The sequence below is a fragment of the Sphingomonas hengshuiensis genome, assembly GCF_000935025.1.
Taxonomy (GTDB): Bacteria; Pseudomonadota; Alphaproteobacteria; order Sphingomonadales; family Sphingomonadaceae; genus Sphingomonas; species Sphingomonas hengshuiensis.
In genome coordinates this window covers 206552-223587 of record NZ_CP010836.1, presented here as the reverse complement: position 1 = coordinate 223587, position 17036 = coordinate 206552, and the positions used below count along the sequence as shown (strand labels likewise).

21 protein-coding genes, 1 tRNA gene and 1 pseudogene are annotated in these 17036 nt (G+C 61.8%); 13 read left to right on the top strand and 10 right to left on the bottom strand.

What is annotated here, in order from left to right:
- Positions 1–11 precede the first annotated feature (11 nt).
- Positions 12–929 carry a PfkB family carbohydrate kinase gene (locus TS85_RS01045; protein ID WP_162184678.1) on the top strand — a complete coding sequence of 306 codons (918 nt, stop codon included), beginning with the start codon at positions 12–14 and terminating at the stop codon, positions 927–929.
- Between the two features lie 9 nt (positions 930–938).
- On the opposite strand, the gene TS85_RS01040 is transcribed toward TS85_RS01045, so the two are convergent.
- Complete coding sequence (locus tag TS85_RS01040) at positions 939–1427, bottom strand: NADAR family protein (RefSeq protein WP_044329877.1); 489 nt, start codon at positions 1425–1427, stop codon at positions 939–941.
- 78 nt (positions 1428–1505) lie between these two features.
- Between TS85_RS01040 and TS85_RS01035 the strand changes: the two genes are divergently transcribed.
- The 4 genes from TS85_RS01035 (at position 1506) to TS85_RS23885 (ending at position 6278) form a co-directional block, all read left to right on the top strand.
- Entirely contained in the window at positions 1506–1889 is a 384-nt protein-coding gene (locus TS85_RS01035; RefSeq protein WP_044329875.1) for a helix-turn-helix domain-containing protein, read from the top strand.
- A gap of 96 nt (positions 1890–1985) precedes the next feature.
- The gene (locus tag TS85_RS01030; protein ID WP_155006258.1) at positions 1986–3110 is read left to right on the top strand and encodes a phosphoribosyltransferase-like protein; all 1125 of its coding nucleotides are present in this window, start codon (positions 1986–1988) and stop codon (positions 3108–3110) included.
- Positions 3107–5005, top strand: coding sequence for an ORC-CDC6 family AAA ATPase (locus TS85_RS01025; protein WP_044329871.1), 1899 nt, complete (start codon positions 3107–3109; stop codon positions 5003–5005). Before TS85_RS01030 ends, TS85_RS01025 begins: the two co-directional genes overlap by 4 nt.
- Complete coding sequence (locus TS85_RS23885) at positions 4998–6278, top strand: hypothetical protein (protein ID WP_162184677.1); 1281 nt, start codon at positions 4998–5000, stop codon at positions 6276–6278. The genes TS85_RS01025 and TS85_RS23885 overlap by 8 nt, the downstream gene beginning before the upstream one ends.
- A gap of 266 nt (positions 6279–6544) precedes the next feature.
- Here TS85_RS23885 and TS85_RS01015 read toward each other — a convergent pair whose 3' ends face one another.
- Positions 6545–7156, bottom strand: coding sequence for a hypothetical protein (locus TS85_RS01015; RefSeq protein WP_155006257.1), 612 nt, complete (start codon positions 7154–7156; stop codon positions 6545–6547).
- 119 nt (positions 7157–7275) lie between these two features.
- Here TS85_RS01015 and TS85_RS24425 point away from each other — a divergent pair, with 119 nt between their 5' ends.
- A complete protein-coding gene (locus TS85_RS24425) occupies positions 7276–7518 on the top strand; it encodes a helix-turn-helix domain-containing protein (protein ID WP_227698621.1) in 243 nt (80 codons plus the stop codon).
- On the opposite strand, the gene TS85_RS01005 is transcribed toward TS85_RS24425, so the two are convergent.
- Genes TS85_RS01005 through TS85_RS00995 form a run of 3 tightly spaced genes read right to left on the bottom strand, consistent with a single transcriptional unit; the run spans position 7511 to position 8486 of the window.
- A complete protein-coding gene (locus TS85_RS01005; protein WP_044329867.1) occupies positions 7511–7690 on the bottom strand; it encodes a hypothetical protein in 180 nt (59 codons plus the stop codon). The genes TS85_RS24425 and TS85_RS01005 overlap by 8 nt on opposite strands.
- Positions 7690–8031, bottom strand: coding sequence for a DUF3768 domain-containing protein (locus TS85_RS24420; RefSeq protein ID WP_044329866.1), 342 nt, complete (start codon positions 8029–8031; stop codon positions 7690–7692). Before TS85_RS24420 ends, TS85_RS01005 begins: the two co-directional genes overlap by 1 nt.
- Positions 8031–8486, bottom strand: a complete 456-nt coding sequence (locus TS85_RS00995) for a hypothetical protein (protein ID WP_044335628.1) — start codon at positions 8484–8486, stop codon at positions 8031–8033. Before TS85_RS00995 ends, TS85_RS24420 begins: the two co-directional genes overlap by 1 nt.
- Before the next feature lie 397 nt (positions 8487–8883).
- Here TS85_RS00995 and TS85_RS25115 point away from each other — a divergent pair.
- The 5 genes from TS85_RS25115 (at position 8884) to TS85_RS00980 (ending at position 11983) form a co-directional block, all read left to right on the top strand.
- A tRNA-Ser gene (locus tag TS85_RS25115) sits at positions 8884–8957 on the top strand.
- A gap of 56 nt (positions 8958–9013) precedes the next feature.
- Complete coding sequence (locus tag TS85_RS00990; RefSeq protein ID WP_044329865.1) at positions 9014–10006, top strand: hypothetical protein; 993 nt, start codon at positions 9014–9016, stop codon at positions 10004–10006.
- Positions 10007–10054: 48 nt separating this feature from the next.
- Positions 10055–10594, top strand: coding sequence for a hypothetical protein (locus tag TS85_RS00985; protein ID WP_044329864.1), 540 nt, complete (start codon positions 10055–10057; stop codon positions 10592–10594).
- Positions 10591–10932 carry a hypothetical protein gene (locus tag TS85_RS25110; protein WP_155006256.1) on the top strand — a complete coding sequence of 114 codons (342 nt, stop codon included), beginning with the start codon at positions 10591–10593 and terminating at the stop codon, positions 10930–10932. Before TS85_RS00985 ends, TS85_RS25110 begins: the two co-directional genes overlap by 4 nt.
- 556 nt (positions 10933–11488) lie before the next feature.
- The gene (locus tag TS85_RS00980; protein WP_044329863.1) at positions 11489–11983 is read left to right on the top strand and encodes a hypothetical protein; all 495 of its coding nucleotides are present in this window, start codon (positions 11489–11491) and stop codon (positions 11981–11983) included.
- A gap of 9 nt (positions 11984–11992) precedes the next feature.
- Here TS85_RS00980 and TS85_RS00975 read toward each other — a convergent pair whose 3' ends face one another.
- A complete protein-coding gene (locus tag TS85_RS00975; RefSeq protein ID WP_044329861.1) occupies positions 11993–12532 on the bottom strand; it encodes a recombinase family protein in 540 nt (179 codons plus the stop codon).
- 229 nt (positions 12533–12761) lie between these two features.
- On the bottom strand, positions 12762–13088 hold the full coding sequence (locus TS85_RS00970; protein ID WP_044329859.1) for a hypothetical protein: 327 nt from the start codon (positions 13086–13088) through the stop codon (positions 12762–12764).
- 85 nt (positions 13089–13173) lie between these two features.
- On the opposite strand from TS85_RS00970, the gene TS85_RS00965 reads away from it, so the two are divergent.
- The gene (locus TS85_RS00965; protein ID WP_044329858.1) at positions 13174–14007 is read left to right on the top strand and encodes an IS5 family transposase; all 834 of its coding nucleotides are present in this window, start codon (positions 13174–13176) and stop codon (positions 14005–14007) included.
- Between the two features lie 12 nt (positions 14008–14019).
- Here TS85_RS00965 and TS85_RS00960 read toward each other — a convergent pair whose 3' ends face one another.
- The 3 genes from TS85_RS00960 to TS85_RS00950 form a co-directional block, all read right to left on the bottom strand.
- Positions 14020–14235 (bottom strand): hypothetical protein, encoded by a 216-nt coding sequence (locus tag TS85_RS00960; RefSeq protein ID WP_044329857.1) that lies wholly within the window; start codon positions 14233–14235, stop codon positions 14020–14022.
- Between the two features lie 30 nt (positions 14236–14265).
- On the bottom strand, positions 14266–15396 hold the full coding sequence (locus TS85_RS00955) for an AlbA family DNA-binding domain-containing protein (RefSeq protein WP_044329856.1): 1131 nt from the start codon (positions 15394–15396) through the stop codon (positions 14266–14268).
- 154 nt (positions 15397–15550) lie between these two features.
- On the bottom strand, positions 15551–16279 hold the full coding sequence (locus TS85_RS00950; protein ID WP_044329855.1) for a hypothetical protein: 729 nt from the start codon (positions 16277–16279) through the stop codon (positions 15551–15553).
- 544 nt (positions 16280–16823) lie between these two features.
- Between TS85_RS00950 and TS85_RS26350 the strand changes: the two are divergent.
- Positions 16824–17009 (top strand): annotated as a pseudogene (locus tag TS85_RS26350) (Arm DNA-binding domain-containing protein); the annotation flags it as partial.
- Positions 17010–17036: the final 27 nt, after the last annotated feature.

The following is a 17036-nucleotide window of genomic DNA, read 5'->3' as shown; positions in this document are numbered from 1 at the left end:
AGATGCATTCCATGTCCGCATCCTACGGCCAGGTGGTCGGCACCGGACTGGTCGCGCTGGACCGCATCCACGTCGACGAGCAGGAGCCACTCTTCGAGGAGCTCGGCGGATCGTGCGGTAACGTGCTGATCTCGCTCGCGATGCTGGGCCGCTCCGTGATCCCGCTGCTGCGACTGGGAACCGATCGGGTCGGCGAGCGGCTCGAGCGAGATCTCCGCCTCGCCGGAGCGGACACCAAGCTAGTCTGGCTCGACGAGGAGATCAGGACGCCGGTGATCGTCGAGATGCTGGATCTGGCGTCAAGCGACCACAGCTTCTCCTTCGTCTGCCCGCACTCGTTCGAAAGGTTCGGCGGCTTCGAACCGATCACGCTGCGTGAACTGGAGCCGGCGCGACCCGCGGTGTCTTCGTGCGCCGTTTTCTACGCGGACAGAGTCTCGGCGGCGATCTGCGACGCGATGGAGGCGGCAGCCGACGGAGGCGCGATCGTCCACTTCGAACCCTCGTCGATTTCGGACCCGGACCTGTTCGAACGAGCGCTCTCCGCCGCGCATATCTTTAAGTATTCGGCGGACCGGCTCGATCCCGACGTGGCCGAACGGCTGCGGCCCGAGGCCTTCAGCATCGTCACCGCCGGTCGATTCGGCCTAGAGGTGCGGCACGACGGGGCTGCATACCGGTGCGAGGCGATCGATGCGGGCGTGGTGAAAGACACCTGCGGCGCGGGCGACATGGTCACGCTCGGCCTAATCGACGCGATCATACAGGCGGGCGTACGGGGCTCCGAAGGCCTGTCGCTCCCGATCGTCCTTTCCGGGGTCAAGTCGGGTCAGCGCCTGGCCGCGGCGAACTGCGCGTACATCGGAGCCCGCGGACTCTTCCGCGAGCGCGGCCCACAGCACGCCAGGACGATACTGGCCGCGTTCTGAGCCCCGGCGTCAGGCCGCCCTGCGCGTAGGGCTGGACGCCTCCTCGCGGAGGCTCGCGCGAAGCTCCATGAGGAGCTGTCCGAGCATGTTGCGCCCCTCGCCGTTCACTTCGCCCCAGAGCCGATTGACCTCGTTGTCCACCGTCGCGCTCTCGACGAGACGCGCGTCACCGGTCGCGAGCAGCATCTCTTTCAGATCCTCGTGCTGGGTGAACTTGGCGCGAAGAACGCCGCGCATCCGGTCGAACTTCGTGCGCGACCACCCGGGTGCGATGTCCCAGTAGTAGAGGCCATGGGCGGCCATTGCGACCAGCGCCGGCGACGGCGCCGAGAGAACCCAGTCTCGAACCTCCGGCTTCCTTGCCTTGCCCGCCTGATAGGCGTGTTCGCTGGTGGCGAAAGTCTCGCCCTCAAACTCGACCGCACGACGATAGAGGTTGCTAAAGGCGCCGTAGGGCTTCTCGCTCGCCCGGTAAAAGCGGATCTCGTCCTCGGCCATCGACTAACTCCTATTGCATATTAGCACCGAATATGCATGCTAATATGCATGAAGCCGAGTCGGGAGGAAAGAGAAAAGTTGGTCGGACTGATCCGGCGGCGGCGTGCGAAGACCTCGCTCTCCAACGCCGAATTGGCTGCGATCGCGAGCGTGGATCCGGGCCAGACGTCGCGCATCCTCGACGGCCAGTTTCGCACTGTCAGCGGCAACGTCTTGCGAATTTGCAACGCACTGGGGATCAATCCGCATGGTGAAGACGACGACGATGCCGCCCCCAAGGAAGTCAGGAAGCGTGCGGCCTGGGCGAAGCTGGAAGCGTCGGTCCGACGCGCCTGGGATCAGACCCCGCAGGGAGCCGAACGGCTGGTCGCGGTCATTGATGCCGTGGCCAAGGTGACGTCGGGCAAACGAGGGAAAGAAGCCAGTTCGGATGCTTCACCTGTAGGCAACCCCGCAATCTAACCGAATCCTGATGCAATCGCCGGGCTGCCGTGTATTGCTAGCGCAGAGAGGGGCCGGTCGCGCTGGACGACAGCGGCAAGCACCGGGAGCGACTGCGTGAAGAAGGAGTTGGCCGAGGCTCTCCTGACCAGGATCATGGACTGGACGGACGAGGAGAAGGCGCGTGAGCGGGCGCGGCTCGAGACGTTCTCGAGCTACAAATACGACGAGTATCAGCAGTTCTCTCCCGGCAGGCGGTTTATCGAGAGCCTCGCGCTCTGGCTCGCCCAGTTCGACGTTGGAAGCCAGCGCCGCACCGCCTACGACTTCGTCTGCAACCGCCTCATCTTTTTCAGCGCGGGTGAGATGAACCATCTGGTCGAGCTGACCTTTCCGACGATCGTCCGACCCAGGCTGATCGAGACCGCGAGCGCACGAAGCGGCGTCGCGGTCGATCGGATCAAGGCGATCATGGAGACGGCCGAGTATCGCAAGCTGCACCGCCGCACGCTCTACCTCGGGATGAGCGACGGGGCCCGTACCGACTGGTTCCGCCGCGCCAACCCGTCGATCTCGAACGAGCAGGTGTTCCACGCCTACGACGTGTCCGAGGTCAAGAGCTCCGACATGGTCGACAACCTCAAGAAGGACCTTACGGAGATGTCGGGCGCCGAGCCCGATGGCGACGACGCGCTGTTCGAAACCGTGGTGCTCCTCGACGACTTCACCGCCAGCGGCACCAGCGCGATCCGCTACGACGAAGAGGCCGGCAAGTGGAAGGGCAAGATCCCCAAGATCATCGAGGATCTCGAAAAGGACGATGAACGCCTAGGCGCCAGCGTGATCCAAAGCGTGAAGGTGATCATCGTCGCATACATCGCGAGTGAGCAGGCAATCGAGCATATCGGCAAACTGCTTCCCTCCCTGCCCTTCACCAAGGGCACGGTCGAATTCGAAGTCGTCTGCAAGCTCGGCTCGCTCGTTCCGCTCGACGAGTCTCGTGACGCGGCCTTTTTCGACCTGATGGCAGATGACCGCTATTTCGACCCGGAGGCGGACGACAAGCACGGAGCGGTCGGCGGCAGCACCAAGCGCTACGGCTACGCGAACGGCCGTCTTCCAATCGTGCTCAACCACAACACGCCGAACAACTCGGTCTATATCCTATGGGCCGAGGACGTGCAGACCGTGCGCGGTCTCTTTCCCCGGGTCAGCCGACATCGGAAGCTGCAGCAGCCGTGAGAAACCCCTTTCGTATCAGCGCGTCGCAGAAGGCGACGTCGGACGAGGAGTTCGTGCGGCTCTTCGGCGCCGGCGCGATCGATCTCGTCCACAACATCAACGATCCATGGGGCAGCGTCTCCTTCCTCCGCAGCGCGCCGGGTGGCGGGAAGACCACGTTTCTGCGTCTGATGACCCCGCGACCGCTCGGCCTCGCCAATTCGCTGGCCAGTGGCAGTTCGGCGGTCAAGGCGACGCAGGAGGCGCTGCGCTCGGTCGGCGCCATCGGTCCGGATGGGGCAGAACTTCTGGGCACCATGGTGGAGTTCACGAGCGAGTTTCGCGAACTGGCCGCGTTCGACCGCGGCAACTCCCTCTTCCGCGAGCTCGTCAACTCGCGCATCGTGATCGCGACGCTGCGCGCCGTGCTTGAGAGGCTGGGTCGACCGTTCCCCCGTGATCTCCGCCATATCAGGTTCGAGTGGGAGCCGGAGTCCGGAAGCACTATTCCGGCGTCCGCGACCGGCGATGAGCTCTTCGCTTGGGCGTCGCAGATCGAGACGGACTTCTACGGCCGCATGGACGTCCTCGGAGAGCCGCGGCCGGTCCACGGAGGACACGCCCGGCTCGATGGCCTGAAGTGGTTCGCCAACTCCCGCATCACCGAACCGTTCGGAGACGTGGTCGTCAGACGCGTGCTGCTCTTCGACGAGCTCCAGACCCTCTCCGCCGGTCAGCGGCGATCGCTTCTCGACTTTGTAACGGCGGCCCGTGCCAAGTGCGGCGTCTGGATCGCCGAGCGGCTGGAAACCCTCACGCACAAGGATTTGCTTTCCGAAGGGGCGCTCGAGAACCGCGACTATAGCGGGGTGATTCAGCTCGAGCGGCAGTGGAGCGACAAGCGCGGGGTGGCCTATTCCCGCTTCGTCGAGAATATCGCCCAGCTGCGCGCCGCGAAGGCCGACAACTTCGGAGATCGGGACCTGTTCACCCTGATCTCGGACGGCGACGACCTTACGGTATGGGCGCCGAAGTTCGAGGAAGCGTGTGCCGCCATCGAGACGCGGATCGTTGCGGCGAAGGGCTCGTCGCCACGCTATGACCTCTGGCTCGACGCCGCGCGCGCGAAGAAAGGCAGCGCGGTGGAGAAGGCCGTCCAATGGCGGATGGCCGAGATCCTAATCGCGCGAGACATGCGGAACCAGCAGCAGGCGTTCGACTTCGTGTCCCTGTCGACTGACGAGCTCGACAAGCGCGGAAGCAGCGGCGCCGCGCGGGCCGCCGAGCACTTCGTGCGCACCGAGATCGGTGCGCCAATCTACTTCGGCCGCGACACGATCGCGGATGTGTCGTCCTACAACGTGGAGCAGTATCTCGCTGTGGCCGGCGAGCTGTTCGAAGAGATCTCCGCCAAGATCCAGTTCGTCCGGGACAACCCCATGCCTCTGAACGCCGACCGGCAGCACAGCATCATTACGGGCGTCGCCAAGGCCCGATGGGACGACCTGACCCGCCGGCTTCCGCTCGGACGAGACGCCAAGACGCTCCTCGAGGGGATTGGGACGTTCTGCCGCGCGCAGACCTTCCGGGAGACGGCGCCCTACATGCCGGGCGTGACCGGCATCGGCATTACGATGCAGGACCGCGAGGCACTGATCGACACACCCGACGACCAGATCAAGCATCTTCGCGGCCTGCGCGACGTGCTCACCTCGCTGGTCGCGCACAACCTGCTCGTCCCGCGGCTAGACCACAGCAACAAAAACAAGAAGTTCGTCGTCTTCTACCTGAACCGGTTGCTCTGCGTGCAGTTCGGCCTGCCGCTCGGATACGGCGGCTGGCGGGAGAAAAAGATCAAAGACCTGATGGCCTGGCAGGCATACGGCGGCAAGGAAGAGGAGCCGACCTTTGTCTGACCAAGCAGTGATGCGCTGGGATCCCTACTCGCTGGCGAGCGACCTGGATTTCGACGTCTTCTGGAAGCGCCATCTCGCCCAACGCCAGCGTCGCCTGCTGCTGGTCGTCGGGAAGGGTTTCGACGTGAGGGCGTTGGAGACCGCACGGCGCCTGCACGCCCTTGGAGCCGACGTCGACGTTTGGCTGCTCGCCTTCCACAATGGACAGGACGACAGCGCGCTGCGGCGGCAGCGGACGGACGACAACGTCGAGGGTCTCGGCAAGCTGTTCCCGGCAGATCGCGTTAAGGAAGTGTTGATCGACCTCGGCGGTGCGTTTGAGGATCCGATAGCCTCGCGCACCACCTACGAGCAGATCCTCGCCGCGGGCGACGCCATGGCCTATGACGATGTGGTGGTCGACATCAGCGCGATGCCGCGCATGGTCGCCATGACCAGCGTCGCTGTACTGCTATACTGGCTCGACCACCCGCCCGAGGGCAACAAGTGCGTGAACCTGCACGTGACCACGGCCGAGAGCGTCACCGCCGACCTCGGCGCCGGTCAGGGGTCGCTGCGCGATCAGGTCTCGTTCGTACGCGGCTTCTCCGGTGAGCTCACCGCTCTTACCACGAAGGATCTGCCCAACGTCTGGTTTCCCGTGCTCGGCGAGAACCAGCGCGACCGCCTCGACAAGATTCACCAGAAGGTCACGCCCGACGAGATCTGTCCCGTCGTGCCATTCCCATCCCGCTCTCCGCGCCGCGGAGACGAGATCATCTACGAACATCGTGAGCTGCTGTTCGACACCTTCCAAGTCGAACCCCGCAATATCTTGCTCGCCTGTGAATACAACCCGTTCGAGGCTTACAAGCAGGTGTTCGAGGCGATGGACCGCTATCGCCTGGCGCTCAACGTTCTCGGCGGATGCAAGGCTTTCGTGTCCCCGCTTTCTTCCAAGCTGCTGTCGATCGCGGTGCTGCTGGCCTGCTACGATCACCTATACGGCCAGATATCGGGAAAGCGCCTCAAGGTCGGCATCCCCTACGTCGAGACGGCCACCTATGCCGACCCCGCGCAGAATCCTAACGACCCCTTCGAACTCTACTCGATGTGGATCCGAGGAGAGTGGGAGGTGGTGAACAAGCCGGACGTGGAGGTGGACCACGTCGTTACCGATATGATCATCGTTAAGACAGACGCGGAGACCGCCGCAGGTCCGGTGTCAGCACTAGATGACCCGATCTCGTCTGACATCACCGCCCCGCTCAAAGAGCGGCTATCAGCCCGTTGATGACCCCGCCCGCAAGGCGGCCTTCAGACCTCGCTTACGTTAGAGACGGAGACAAGCGCATTGTGGAGGCTCGACAGTGAAACCGCAGGGCGCCGGTCGCAGTTGAACCGGCATCCGTGCTAGGCGACTGCCCGCTCCACGTCAGCTTTCGGGATCAGACCGCAATGCTCGAATGGCCGAAAAGGGCGCCAAGCGGTCTTGGGTGGTCAGGAACGCGCGGACCCCGGCGGTTCGTTAGCGCTCCAAGGTATCCATGTAGTTTCTCCCTACAGTTCGCGCTCGAATTCTGCGGTCAGCGCGCGCTGCCTCTCCATATAGAACTTGGTCAACGCTTCGGCGGTCGGAGTTTGCAGTCCCGCCGCTCGCGATAGCTCACCCATTATCTGCATGCACGGCCGAATGCGATCGGCAGAAACTGATCGCAAGCGCCGCCCCGCGTCTAAGAATTCGCGCGTCGCGAGTGGATCTCCGACCGTCTGATCGGCGAACCGGGCGCTGCGCGTGCCGGCGTCGGCAGCATCCAATGCGGCCTGCTTACATTGGCCTAGCGCCCGCTCCATTTCGACCCGCAGTTCACCGCTTCTGATACTTGGCAGTTTTAATTTCGCCAGGTCGGCGAACGTTCTCCGGCACTTCTTTGCGACAAACTCGTATCCGGCTATCGACACCGCGTATGACGGCGTGGATTGGGTTCCAGCATCGATATTTCGTTCGACGCGATTGGCCCAGTTTTCTCGCACTCCGATCGCAACCACGCACTCTGTCATCGCTTGTGGAATCGCTAGCGCAAACTCCTGGCCGTTTACGGATTGGCCGCCACACCCACCGACAGCCAAGACCAAGGAGACGCCCGCCACCACCGTTGCAAATTGCCGCATTCTATCTCCCCTGAACAACGCACTATGCATGTGTCTACAATAGGGGACACTAGCATCAACGCTCTCGGCGTAAAGCGGAATGTCCCCTATTGGGGATAGAGCGTGCGGCGGCAGCCTTCATGGTCACCATTATGGTGCTGTCGGAAGTATTTGGACGAAACGTGCGATCGGCTCGGCGCGAGAAGGGCTGGACCCAAGAGCAATTGGCGTTCGAAGCAGATGTGAAGCGCAGCTACCTCAGTGAAATAGAGAGCGGAAAGCGCAATCCTACGCTGGATATTGTCGAGAAAATTGCAGTCGCACTTGGCGTAAAACCGGGAGCGCTGTTGGAAGAATCGCCTGCTGCCACGCCAGCTAGTTGATCGCGTCCCCCTCCACATCGCCGACATTCTCATGAGGTGACAGCGGTATGCGCGACGGCCAGGGCCGCTTGCTGCGTACTACGATGTGGGCCTCGGCCTGTTGCGTTGCGAGCAGGACACGGAGCGCGCGGTAATGCCGATCGGTGATGTCGCGGACGTTGTAGCGGCGCATCAATATTCCTCGGCGAGCATGATCGTAAGGACGCGCTTCACGGCTGCGGGATCGGCCGGATCGGGATCGCGGGATGGATCGTCGTCGGGCGGATAGTAGTCGATCTTCCAGAAAACGCGGTGCCCATGAACGGTCATGGCCTGGAAATCACCCTCGAAATATGGATTGTTGTCGGGGCCGAATTCTCCCGGAAGTTGCACCGTATCCATGATGAGCCGCTGCGTTGCCAACGGTAGAGCCGCCACGCCTGCGGTCATGTACATCTCGCCGCCCCTACCGGTGAAGCGAAACTCCTCAGTGAGGCGGGCAATTGTCGCTGCCCGCCTCAAATCCTTGGGCATCAGCCGGCCTTCTTGGCGCGAGGCTTGAAGTTCGCCTTCCGCTCGGCGCTCGCCGCCGTGAGCTGCGGATCGAGTTCGCCCGCGTTCACGGCATCGATGATCGTGCCGATCATTTCGGGCAGCGCCCCCGTATCCGCGACCGCCACGGCGTTCATGCCCTTGGCGAGGTCCAAGGGCTTGCCAGCGTAGCGGACCTGGAAAAACAGCTTGCCAGTCGCATCGGTAAACCACCCCTTTCGGACCTGACGCGGGGCGTCCACTCGGACTTTGTTGCCCGCGTCATCGGTGCGCGTGACTTTCCGCGTGGGGTTGAACGGCGTACCGGCGATCTCTGCCGCCGCCAGTGCCCGCTGGTCGGCGAGGTGATCGAGCAGCCGCACGCGCAGACGCTGTTCCGGCGTGGTCGCACGCGCGGGGCTAGCAGCGGCGAGGGTAAGGGTCTTGAGGATAGTCATCGGCATCTCCTTCGTGGTTGATGCCGATGCGATATTGCCTTTTTCCAGAAGTACGACCGAAGATCACGTCGACTTCAAGAAATAATTATTCCTTCAGAACCAGAGAATACGATCAATAAACGCGTATCGTACGGCACAAATTTTGACTAACGTGATCAGTTTCTTGGAACTGCTTATTAATTCTATCGCTTATTTGCCAAGCGACTTCTTTCTCAAGCCTAACGGTCCCTACGAAGCACCTCACTTACAGTGACGAATGGTCGTCACTATCTTCATCACTACCATCCTTCCGCTTGACCGTGCAGAAAACTCTGGTATTTGGGCCGCTCCGGGGCAACCCGCGCTCTTTCACATTGTTGATTTGGAAATCTAGTTTGGCGAACAACCGCGTTCGCCTGGCGCTGCTGGTTGTTAGTTCGTGGGAATCCGCTGCCCGCGAATGGGATGGTTCGAGTCCATCAAGCGCCTCCAACCGAGTGAATGTACTCGGACGGGCCCTGCAGAGCCAATCTGCACGGAGAAATGCCATGAAAAACAAATCTTTACACTTGAACGCTGGCGTCAAGCTGATTTCCGACTTCCATAATACGCTCTCTGCGTACAACTCAGCGCATTCGGGTAAGGACGGCCATAAGGAGCAATTTGAGATTGCTACCCGTGAACGCTTGTTCGAAATGCTCGGGGAGGCCTATTCGGTCAGCCTGAGGCTTACGTCTGATATGGCAGTGCTTGGGCAGCTCTGCGCGCATTACGGGACCAATGCGCCCGGTGTTCTCGAAAACCCCCACAGCGCCCCCGTTCGGTTGATGTTCGGAAAGAAGAGCAAGAGGGGGAAGCTTGAAGCGGCCCGAAGCGCGTGGAAATACGGAAAGGCCTTCCGCGCTGCTCAAACGCTTGGCTGGAAGGCAGGGGATTTCGCGACCAACGTCGCGGGGTTCTCGCTCGTCGTAGCGGCCGGCGGCAAGGACAAGACCTTGCGGTTCTTGAGTGCCCTCGAAGCCCTGGATAGGCAGCAGAACGGTGATCCGTCCGCTGCATGGGACGAAGAGGAGAGCCGTGCGGCTATCGCTTGGCTCGCTAGGACCCAAGCGCCACTGGCCACCTTTTGCGGCACCTTGGCTACGGATCCTCGGGACCGGCAGATGCTTGGCCTAGTTGCCCAGTACGATGCCAAGACCGGCGAATGGCAGGTTCGCGGCGTCAATCAGTCGGATAGCGCGCGCGCATGGTCGACCATCGCTAAGCCAATGGTACAGCAGTTTCGCGAGTGGCGTTCGGAAGCCGCGATGAAGCTTGCCGTGGCCAATTTGGACAAGCATGGCCCCGATGACATCGAAAGCCTGCTAGCCGCGCTTGCTGCCCAGGGCGATTACATCGGTGCTCGCGAGGCGGAGAGGCAGCTCAGCCGCAGGCTGACCGTGTTCGAACGTGATGGTGACTTCTCGTTTCCACGCGAGGTACAAGTTGCCGGGGATGCCATCACTTCGAGTGATGAGAGCCAGGTCGGCGCAGCGGCGTGAGCGTGCGGGGGAGGGCGCGAGCCCTCCCCGCCCTATGGGAGTTCAACAATGTACAGTGATGCAGAACGCGCCGCTTTTGCGGCGCTGCTCAACCGTGCTCGTGCAAATGAGGCGATCACCGAAGACGAAGTCGAAGCGGTGCTTCCGGCCGAGTTAGCCGAGGCTGTAGTTGCTCGCGCGATCGTGCGCGGCAATTCCTTCTATGAGCAATATGACGAGCTAGCTGCGGATTACGGTCAGCCGCCGCCGGCCGTGCAAACCTACCGGGCCAAGTTGCGCGCAACGAAGAATAGCTACAGGGCGGCGCCCGCTAAGATCGAAAAGCTTCGTCCAAAAGCCCACGCGCTGGTCACTCGGATCCAGCAGGCAGAAGACGAGCTCGCGAATAGCAAAGCCCGCATGTGGGCGTATTATGATCAACTGCCCCGTGACGTAAAAATTTGGGCGGAGCAGGGGAGCGAACAAGGCGGTTGGCCGCCGGAAATGGCAGAAATAGCCCCGCCCGCCGTTGTCATGCCCCACGCCGAGTTGCCGGTCGCATATGGTGTCAGCGTGGTCCTTGCTGCCGCTCTTGGAGAAGAGCCATGAGGCATAAAAGTCTCAGAAAGGCTCGCTTCGACCCCGCTGCACGCGAGCAAGAGCGGCACATCCACAGGCTGATGCAGGGCCAGCGATCCGCAGGATATGAGGACGGTGTTCGGGAAGCGACCCGCGTGGCAATTTTCAACGCCGCAATGGCCTTTTTTGCAACTCGCGAACCGCTGCCCTGCTATCGGGACGAGCTGTATGGCATGATCGACGAAGCGGTAACAAGGGCCACGCAACGGCGCCTTGCTCACATCCAGCACTCCAATGAAACGCTTTTCGAGCGCCTCGATCGCGCTGCCCGAGAAGCAGCGGAAGGAAAAGAAGCTGAGCCAAAGTAGTGCTTGCCCCGTTCCGCCCTTGTGTGACGCCCTGAGGGGCAGGACGGCGCTTCTTTCTCGGCTACGCCGTCATGCCATTTTCCGCCGAAGGTGGAAAATCAGGAGCGAAGCGACCAGGCCGTCCGCAGGACGAATAGCAGCGAAGCTAAATCCACTGGAGCGGCGTGAAACGCCATGTCCGAGTGGTTTCGCCGAACGAGCGCCGAGCGAAGCGACGCGCGGAGTTCGCGTGAAACCGCGAAGGACTACTCGTTGAACGTTTGGTGCTTCGTCAGCTTGTGGGGGTCATATCTTCTATCGAAGATATGGCTCTTATAAAATGCCGAGGTACCAGTCGCTCGACGACCTACTGAATACTATGGCTCTTATAAAACTGTCACGTGAATAATGACACCATGCAATTGGTCTTTGTACAATGCGAAGATGCCGAATGTGGGCCGGCATAAGTAGATCGAGTGCTGGATACGACGTGGCATTGAGCAGCTTGGGCGCGAGCCCAAAGAGCCTGGAAGGTGGTCGTGTCCCTTCCAGGCTCGCATGAAAGGACACGACGCCAATGATAGACCGCAGCCCCATTCCCGAACCCGTACAAGAACTCCTGTGGGAGGAGTACTGCGCGGCGATCCGCTACCAGCGACAACGAAACGACATCACCGTAGCGATGACATTCGATGAGTTTTTGAGCCTTTGGCCCCGCTACCAACTCGCCGCAATAACCGATAATTTGGCCAAGGGACCTGCGGCAATCCGTGCCTATATGAGCCACCGGTATCTGCGCCCGGTGTGCAGCTGGGTCGCGCCAACGGACCTCGTGCGGGGAGGCGTCATGACCGTCCGGAACGCGAAAATCCGACCAGCAAAGGAGAGCAAGCATCTCTTCGGGTTTAGGCGTGGGTCGCAGCACTCGCCGGCCGCCAAGATAGCCATCGGTGACAGCAAGCGCGGAAGGAAACAGACCCCACAGCAGATTGCCGATCGCACCGCGGCGCGGCTCGCCACTATGGCGGCCAAGCGGGCGATGCGGGAGGCCGCTGAAAGCGGCCAATCGTAATCGGCCTCACTATCCAAGCAACCGGTAGACGCTTGCGCGGCCTATCCCGAGCTCGCGGGCAATATCGACGGGCCGCATGCCACCCGTGTGAAGCTCGCGCACTCGGTCTGCAGAAATGGTTGCTCGGCGGCCCTTGTAAACCCCGGCGGCCTTTGCCTTCGCGATGCCGTCGCGCTGGCGCTCCTTTCTGATCTCGGTCTCGAACTCCGCGACCGCGCCCAGGATCGCCATGGTGAGCTTGCCGGTGCTGCTCGTCGTATCGATGCCCGCCTGCTGAACCACCCGGAAGCCCACGTCCTTATCGTTGAGGCGTTCAATGATCCGGTGAAGGTCGGCCACGCTGCGAGCCAGCCTATCAAGCCTGCAAACCAGAAGGGTGTCCCCCGCCCTTACGAAGTCCAGCGCCGCCGCGAGCGCCGCCCTGCCCGTCACAGTTGTCCCGCTTTGTTTTTCGCTGAACGTTTTTTCGCATCCGGCCTCGGCGAGCACCGCCTCTTGTACATCCAGGTTCTGCCCCGCGCTGCTGACGCGCGCGTACCCCACAATCATGTTGGCCTCCGTCTTGGTTGGTTCGAGACCAAGGCCACGATGTGTCTTTTGAGAGGGCCGTCAACCACAAGGCGACAGGCTCTACGTCTTCCTCAGGTGTCTTGGCGCGGCATACTCAAGTAAGACGGCGCTGCGAGCGATGTCCGCTTTGCGCCCCAATAGTTGCCATCCTGCCGGCCCGCAGATGATCCCAAACGCTGCCATTCGCCCTGTCGGTAGGGAGCGGCAGCTAGAGCAGGTCGTGCTTCGCGAGGAACGATGCGACTTGCTCAGGCAATGCCTGTCCAGGCCTGAGTACCGAATAGGCGGTCAAGGCATGGATGATCGCGCCCTCCTGGTCGATATCTACTTCGTCGAGCGTCGCGAGGGGATCGCGCTGCGCATGCTTCAGGAAGTTGAACGGGCGGATGATATAGGCGACCAACCGACGCCGCTCCTCCGTATCGAGCGTGACCTTGAGGTCGGTCGGCTCCTTGATGACTCCGTTCTCGATCCCCCGCGCGACATCGTCAATCAGCGCGTCGATTTCCGGCGTGGTCGGCAAGTTGATCGGCATGCCGTTGAGAGCCCGATCCGAAAGTTGTTGAGCGATACCAGCATGTTGTGATTCACGGCGCCCTTGCGACGAGGTGGAGTGAAACATGGCATGGTCTGGTATCGCCCGGCGGGAGCATAGCCGGGAGGGGTTGCGGTATCCAAGCGATATGACGGACCGCGAATGGGCTTTGGCGGCGCCGTTCATCCCGCCGGCCAAGACGGGCGGGCGACGTCGGACGACGGACATGCGCGAGGTTTTGAACGCGCTGCTGTATCTTGCCTCTGCCGGATGCGCGTGGCGACTACTGCCGAAATGCTTCCCCCCGGCCTCGACGGTTCGGCGCTATTTCTACGCATGGCGCGATGCCGGATTGTTCGATGCGATCAACACGCTGCTGGTGATGAACCTGCGCGAGATCGAAGGGCGCGAAGCCTCGCCATCGGCCGGCGTGATCGACAGCCAGTCGGTCAAGACCACCGAAAGCGGCGGAATTTCGGGCTATGATGCGGGCAAGAAGGTGAAAGGCCGCAAGCGGCATATCGTCACCGACACCTGCGGATTTCTGATCTTCGTTCTCGTCCATGCTGCCGACATCCAGGATCGCGACGGCGCCGTCGATGTCCTGGCGGCGATACGGCATCGCTTCCCGTGGCTGCGGCACCTGTTCGCCGATGGTGGCTATGCCGGAGACAAGCTCCGCGACGCACTCGCTGACATGGGCCGGTGGACCGTCGAGATCATCAAGCGTTCCGACGCTGCCAAAGGCTTCCAACTCCTGCCTCGCCGATGGGTCGTGGAACGAACCTTCGCCTGGCTCGGACGATGCCGACGCCTCGCCAAGGACTGGGAAACTTCTATCGCTTCCTCCACCGCCTGGGCGCTCGTCGCATCCATCCGCATGCTCATCCGACGAACCGCAAGATATTGTCTAGATTAAGAAACTTTCGAATCAGGCTCTGAGACGCGCGGTGGCGAGCAGGTGGAGGCCCTCACGCAGCACCCACGCGGTATAATCATCGCCCTTCTCCTGAATTAGCTCGCGCAGCATGTTGAGAGCGGAGGCGGCCACAACATGGATCGCGATCGGATCGTCTCCGCGCTCGACCATGTTGATCCCGCTGACGATCAGCCGCTCGGCCGCGTCCAGCTTGCTCACCTGTGCCATCGATCTCGCTCCAATCTCACCGATATCGCTTCATAGCTGCGAGACCGGCGGGCGATCCTCACCGAACAGCCGCCAGAACCCCTGGGTGAAGGGCAGCAGCGCCTCCGCGGCCATGGCATCGTGGACGATTTCGCCGAGATAAGCCAAGTCCTGCCACGCAGGCTCGGTCACCCAGTCGTCGCCGGCGATGATCCGATAGTCCTTGACGCCGGTGAGCGTCAGCATGGCGATCCAGGGGCCTTCGATCTCATAGCTTCGGAGCCTTGTGATCGCGAACGGCACAATCCCCTTTAACTGCGGCACGAAGTATTTGGGCCAGACCAGCTTGTGGCCCTCGTGATCGGAATGACCGATGCTCCAGGCCAGATCGACATACCCGAGGCGGTGGTTCACCGCCCAGCCTCGCACGCCGCCGGTTTTCGCGTCGACCGGCGAATGTGCGATCACGCCGTCGAGGGCGACGATCATTTGCGTATTGCTGGTGTGCCGCGGCGGCAGCACGGCGACATCGCGCGTGACATCGACATCGCGCGCGGCGCGCAGCACCGACACCGGCGCGACCGTCACCACTGCGGTGGGGCCTTCGTAGATGCGGAAGGGCATATCGGTGCCGGCGCTGGCCGCGACAGCCTTGCGATGGAGATCGCGGATGCGCGCTGGAAGATCGATCGATGCAGCAAAGGCCTGGCGCAGCTCTGCGGTGCTCATCTCGTAATTTCCCCGGTTTGCGCGGCGGAAGAAGCGGCTGCTTTTGTCGAAGACGACGCGGTGCGGCGCAGCTAGGCTGGCGGCCACACGCATCACCAGCGTGACGCGGCCATTCTCGAGCGGAACCTCCCGCACCCGGAAGTGCGGCACCCGCGGGTCGACGCAGCTGCGCAGCTGGTCGTCGATCCGCCGCAAACGTTCGTCCAGCCCCTCCCGCTCGATGCCGACCACCTCTGCCGCGACCCCGTTCTTGTCCTCACGCACGCCGATGATGATGTCGCCGCCCTCAGTGTTGGCGAAGGCGGTCACATCGGCGAGGAAGTCGCGCACGCCCTTGTGGTCGGCGCCGGGGAACCGCTCCTTGAAGTCGAGCGTCGGCCCTTCGCTTCGGCCATAGGCGGTCAGCGCCATGATATCGGCAAGGGAAATCTCATCGAGCGGGCGTCCGATCATCCCGCTTCTATAGCAGGACGCGCGACCGCTTCGAAGCCCGCCGCGCCGATCTGGGGTGGCGCTTGAAGGTCGGCGCTCCTAAGCTGACGAATAGCGGTGCTGGATTTCAGACGTGTCTGCTTCCCGCGTTCGGCGGCCCGAAAGCGGTCAGTCTTCAACCGGTCTGCCGACGCGCTGCTCGCTCGGCTTGCTCACGGGCTCTCGCAACATTGACGATGCGCGCAGAGATTTCGCCGTCGTCGGCCAGCCGCTGGCGGTCGTCGGCGAACCCGCCGCCAGTCAGATCGGCGAACGGTGGGAAGAAGTGCCCTCGAATGAGGCTATTCATCCGCTCCCCGGCATTTTTCAGATCGAGGATGAGCGCATCAAGATCTGATGCCGACACGAGCGTACTACCGTCATAAAGCGGACCGTTGTCGAGCGGTATGTCGCACCGCCCGGCTATTTTCACCGCAATGATCGATTCAGCGAAGCTATGCTGGTCGTCGGGCGGCAGCAGCGCGAGTTCATCCTCGAAACCCTCCGCTGTCGCCCAGACGCGGTGGGCGAGTTCGTCGCGTTTTGCGGCGGGAGATTTCACAAGCCGCAGCACAACCTTCACAAGATCGGACACCGCTGGTTCCAGACGATGCGTCGCCTGTATAACGATTGCATCCACGCGGCGGTCCCACCCCTTAAGTTGATCGAAATCGCTCCTGGCGACCGGGTCGGCATCGGTCACTAGCGTGAAGAGTTGATTGAGTTGCTTCTCAAGTACGCTCCACCGAGCAAAAATGCTGGCGATCCTTGGGCTCAGCAACGTTATCGCCGACTGCCCGAGGACCGGCTCCTCCCAGATCGTGATCTTGGTTCCGACGGGGATCGAGCGCGCGCTTATCGACATAGCGCAAAGATATGCAGAGAAGTGGTATTGATCAATTCCTCTGCCGCGCATTTTGAACAGCCCCTGCGAGGTCAGCCGCCCTCGTCAAGGGATGTCCCGACGCGATCGACCGAAATCACGAGGGCGTTTCCAGAAAGGGGTCTGTCTGCTTCCGGCCCACGAGGAGACGTAGCTAGACGCCTGCGATGCTCGATGAAGGTACGTTCACAACGAAATCTTCAACACTGCGCAGCGGCGACCATGCAGGTGCTGACGCTCGCAGGGCGTTTTAGCACATATCTAGCACGCATACTGTATTTCCGTTTTTATCTGAATTAGTTACGCATGGAGCGCTGCCGCTGAAAATCGCAGTGTCGGCGGTTCGAATCCGTCCCCGGGCACCATTTGCCTTTCCGTACAGATCCAAGAACGTTCAAAAATCCGCAGTTTTGCGTGGGTTTTGACGGTATCTGATCCACCCAAATCCGGGTCGATCCATTGGAACCCGCGGCCCCTGGCAGTATATTTTGACGGCATCAGCACTGCGCCAGCTGAGGAGACCGTCATGCTCACCGATGCAGCCGTCCGTCGAATCAAACCGCGGGACAAAGCGTTCAAGACTCAGGACATGCACGGCATGTACCTCCTCGTTCAGCCTGGCGGTGGTCGGTACTGGCGATGGGACTACCGACATGACGGCAAACGCGGCACCGTCGCCCTGGGCGTCTACCCGGACGTAGCCCTTAAGGAGGTGCGTGAACGCCGAGAGAATGCTCGG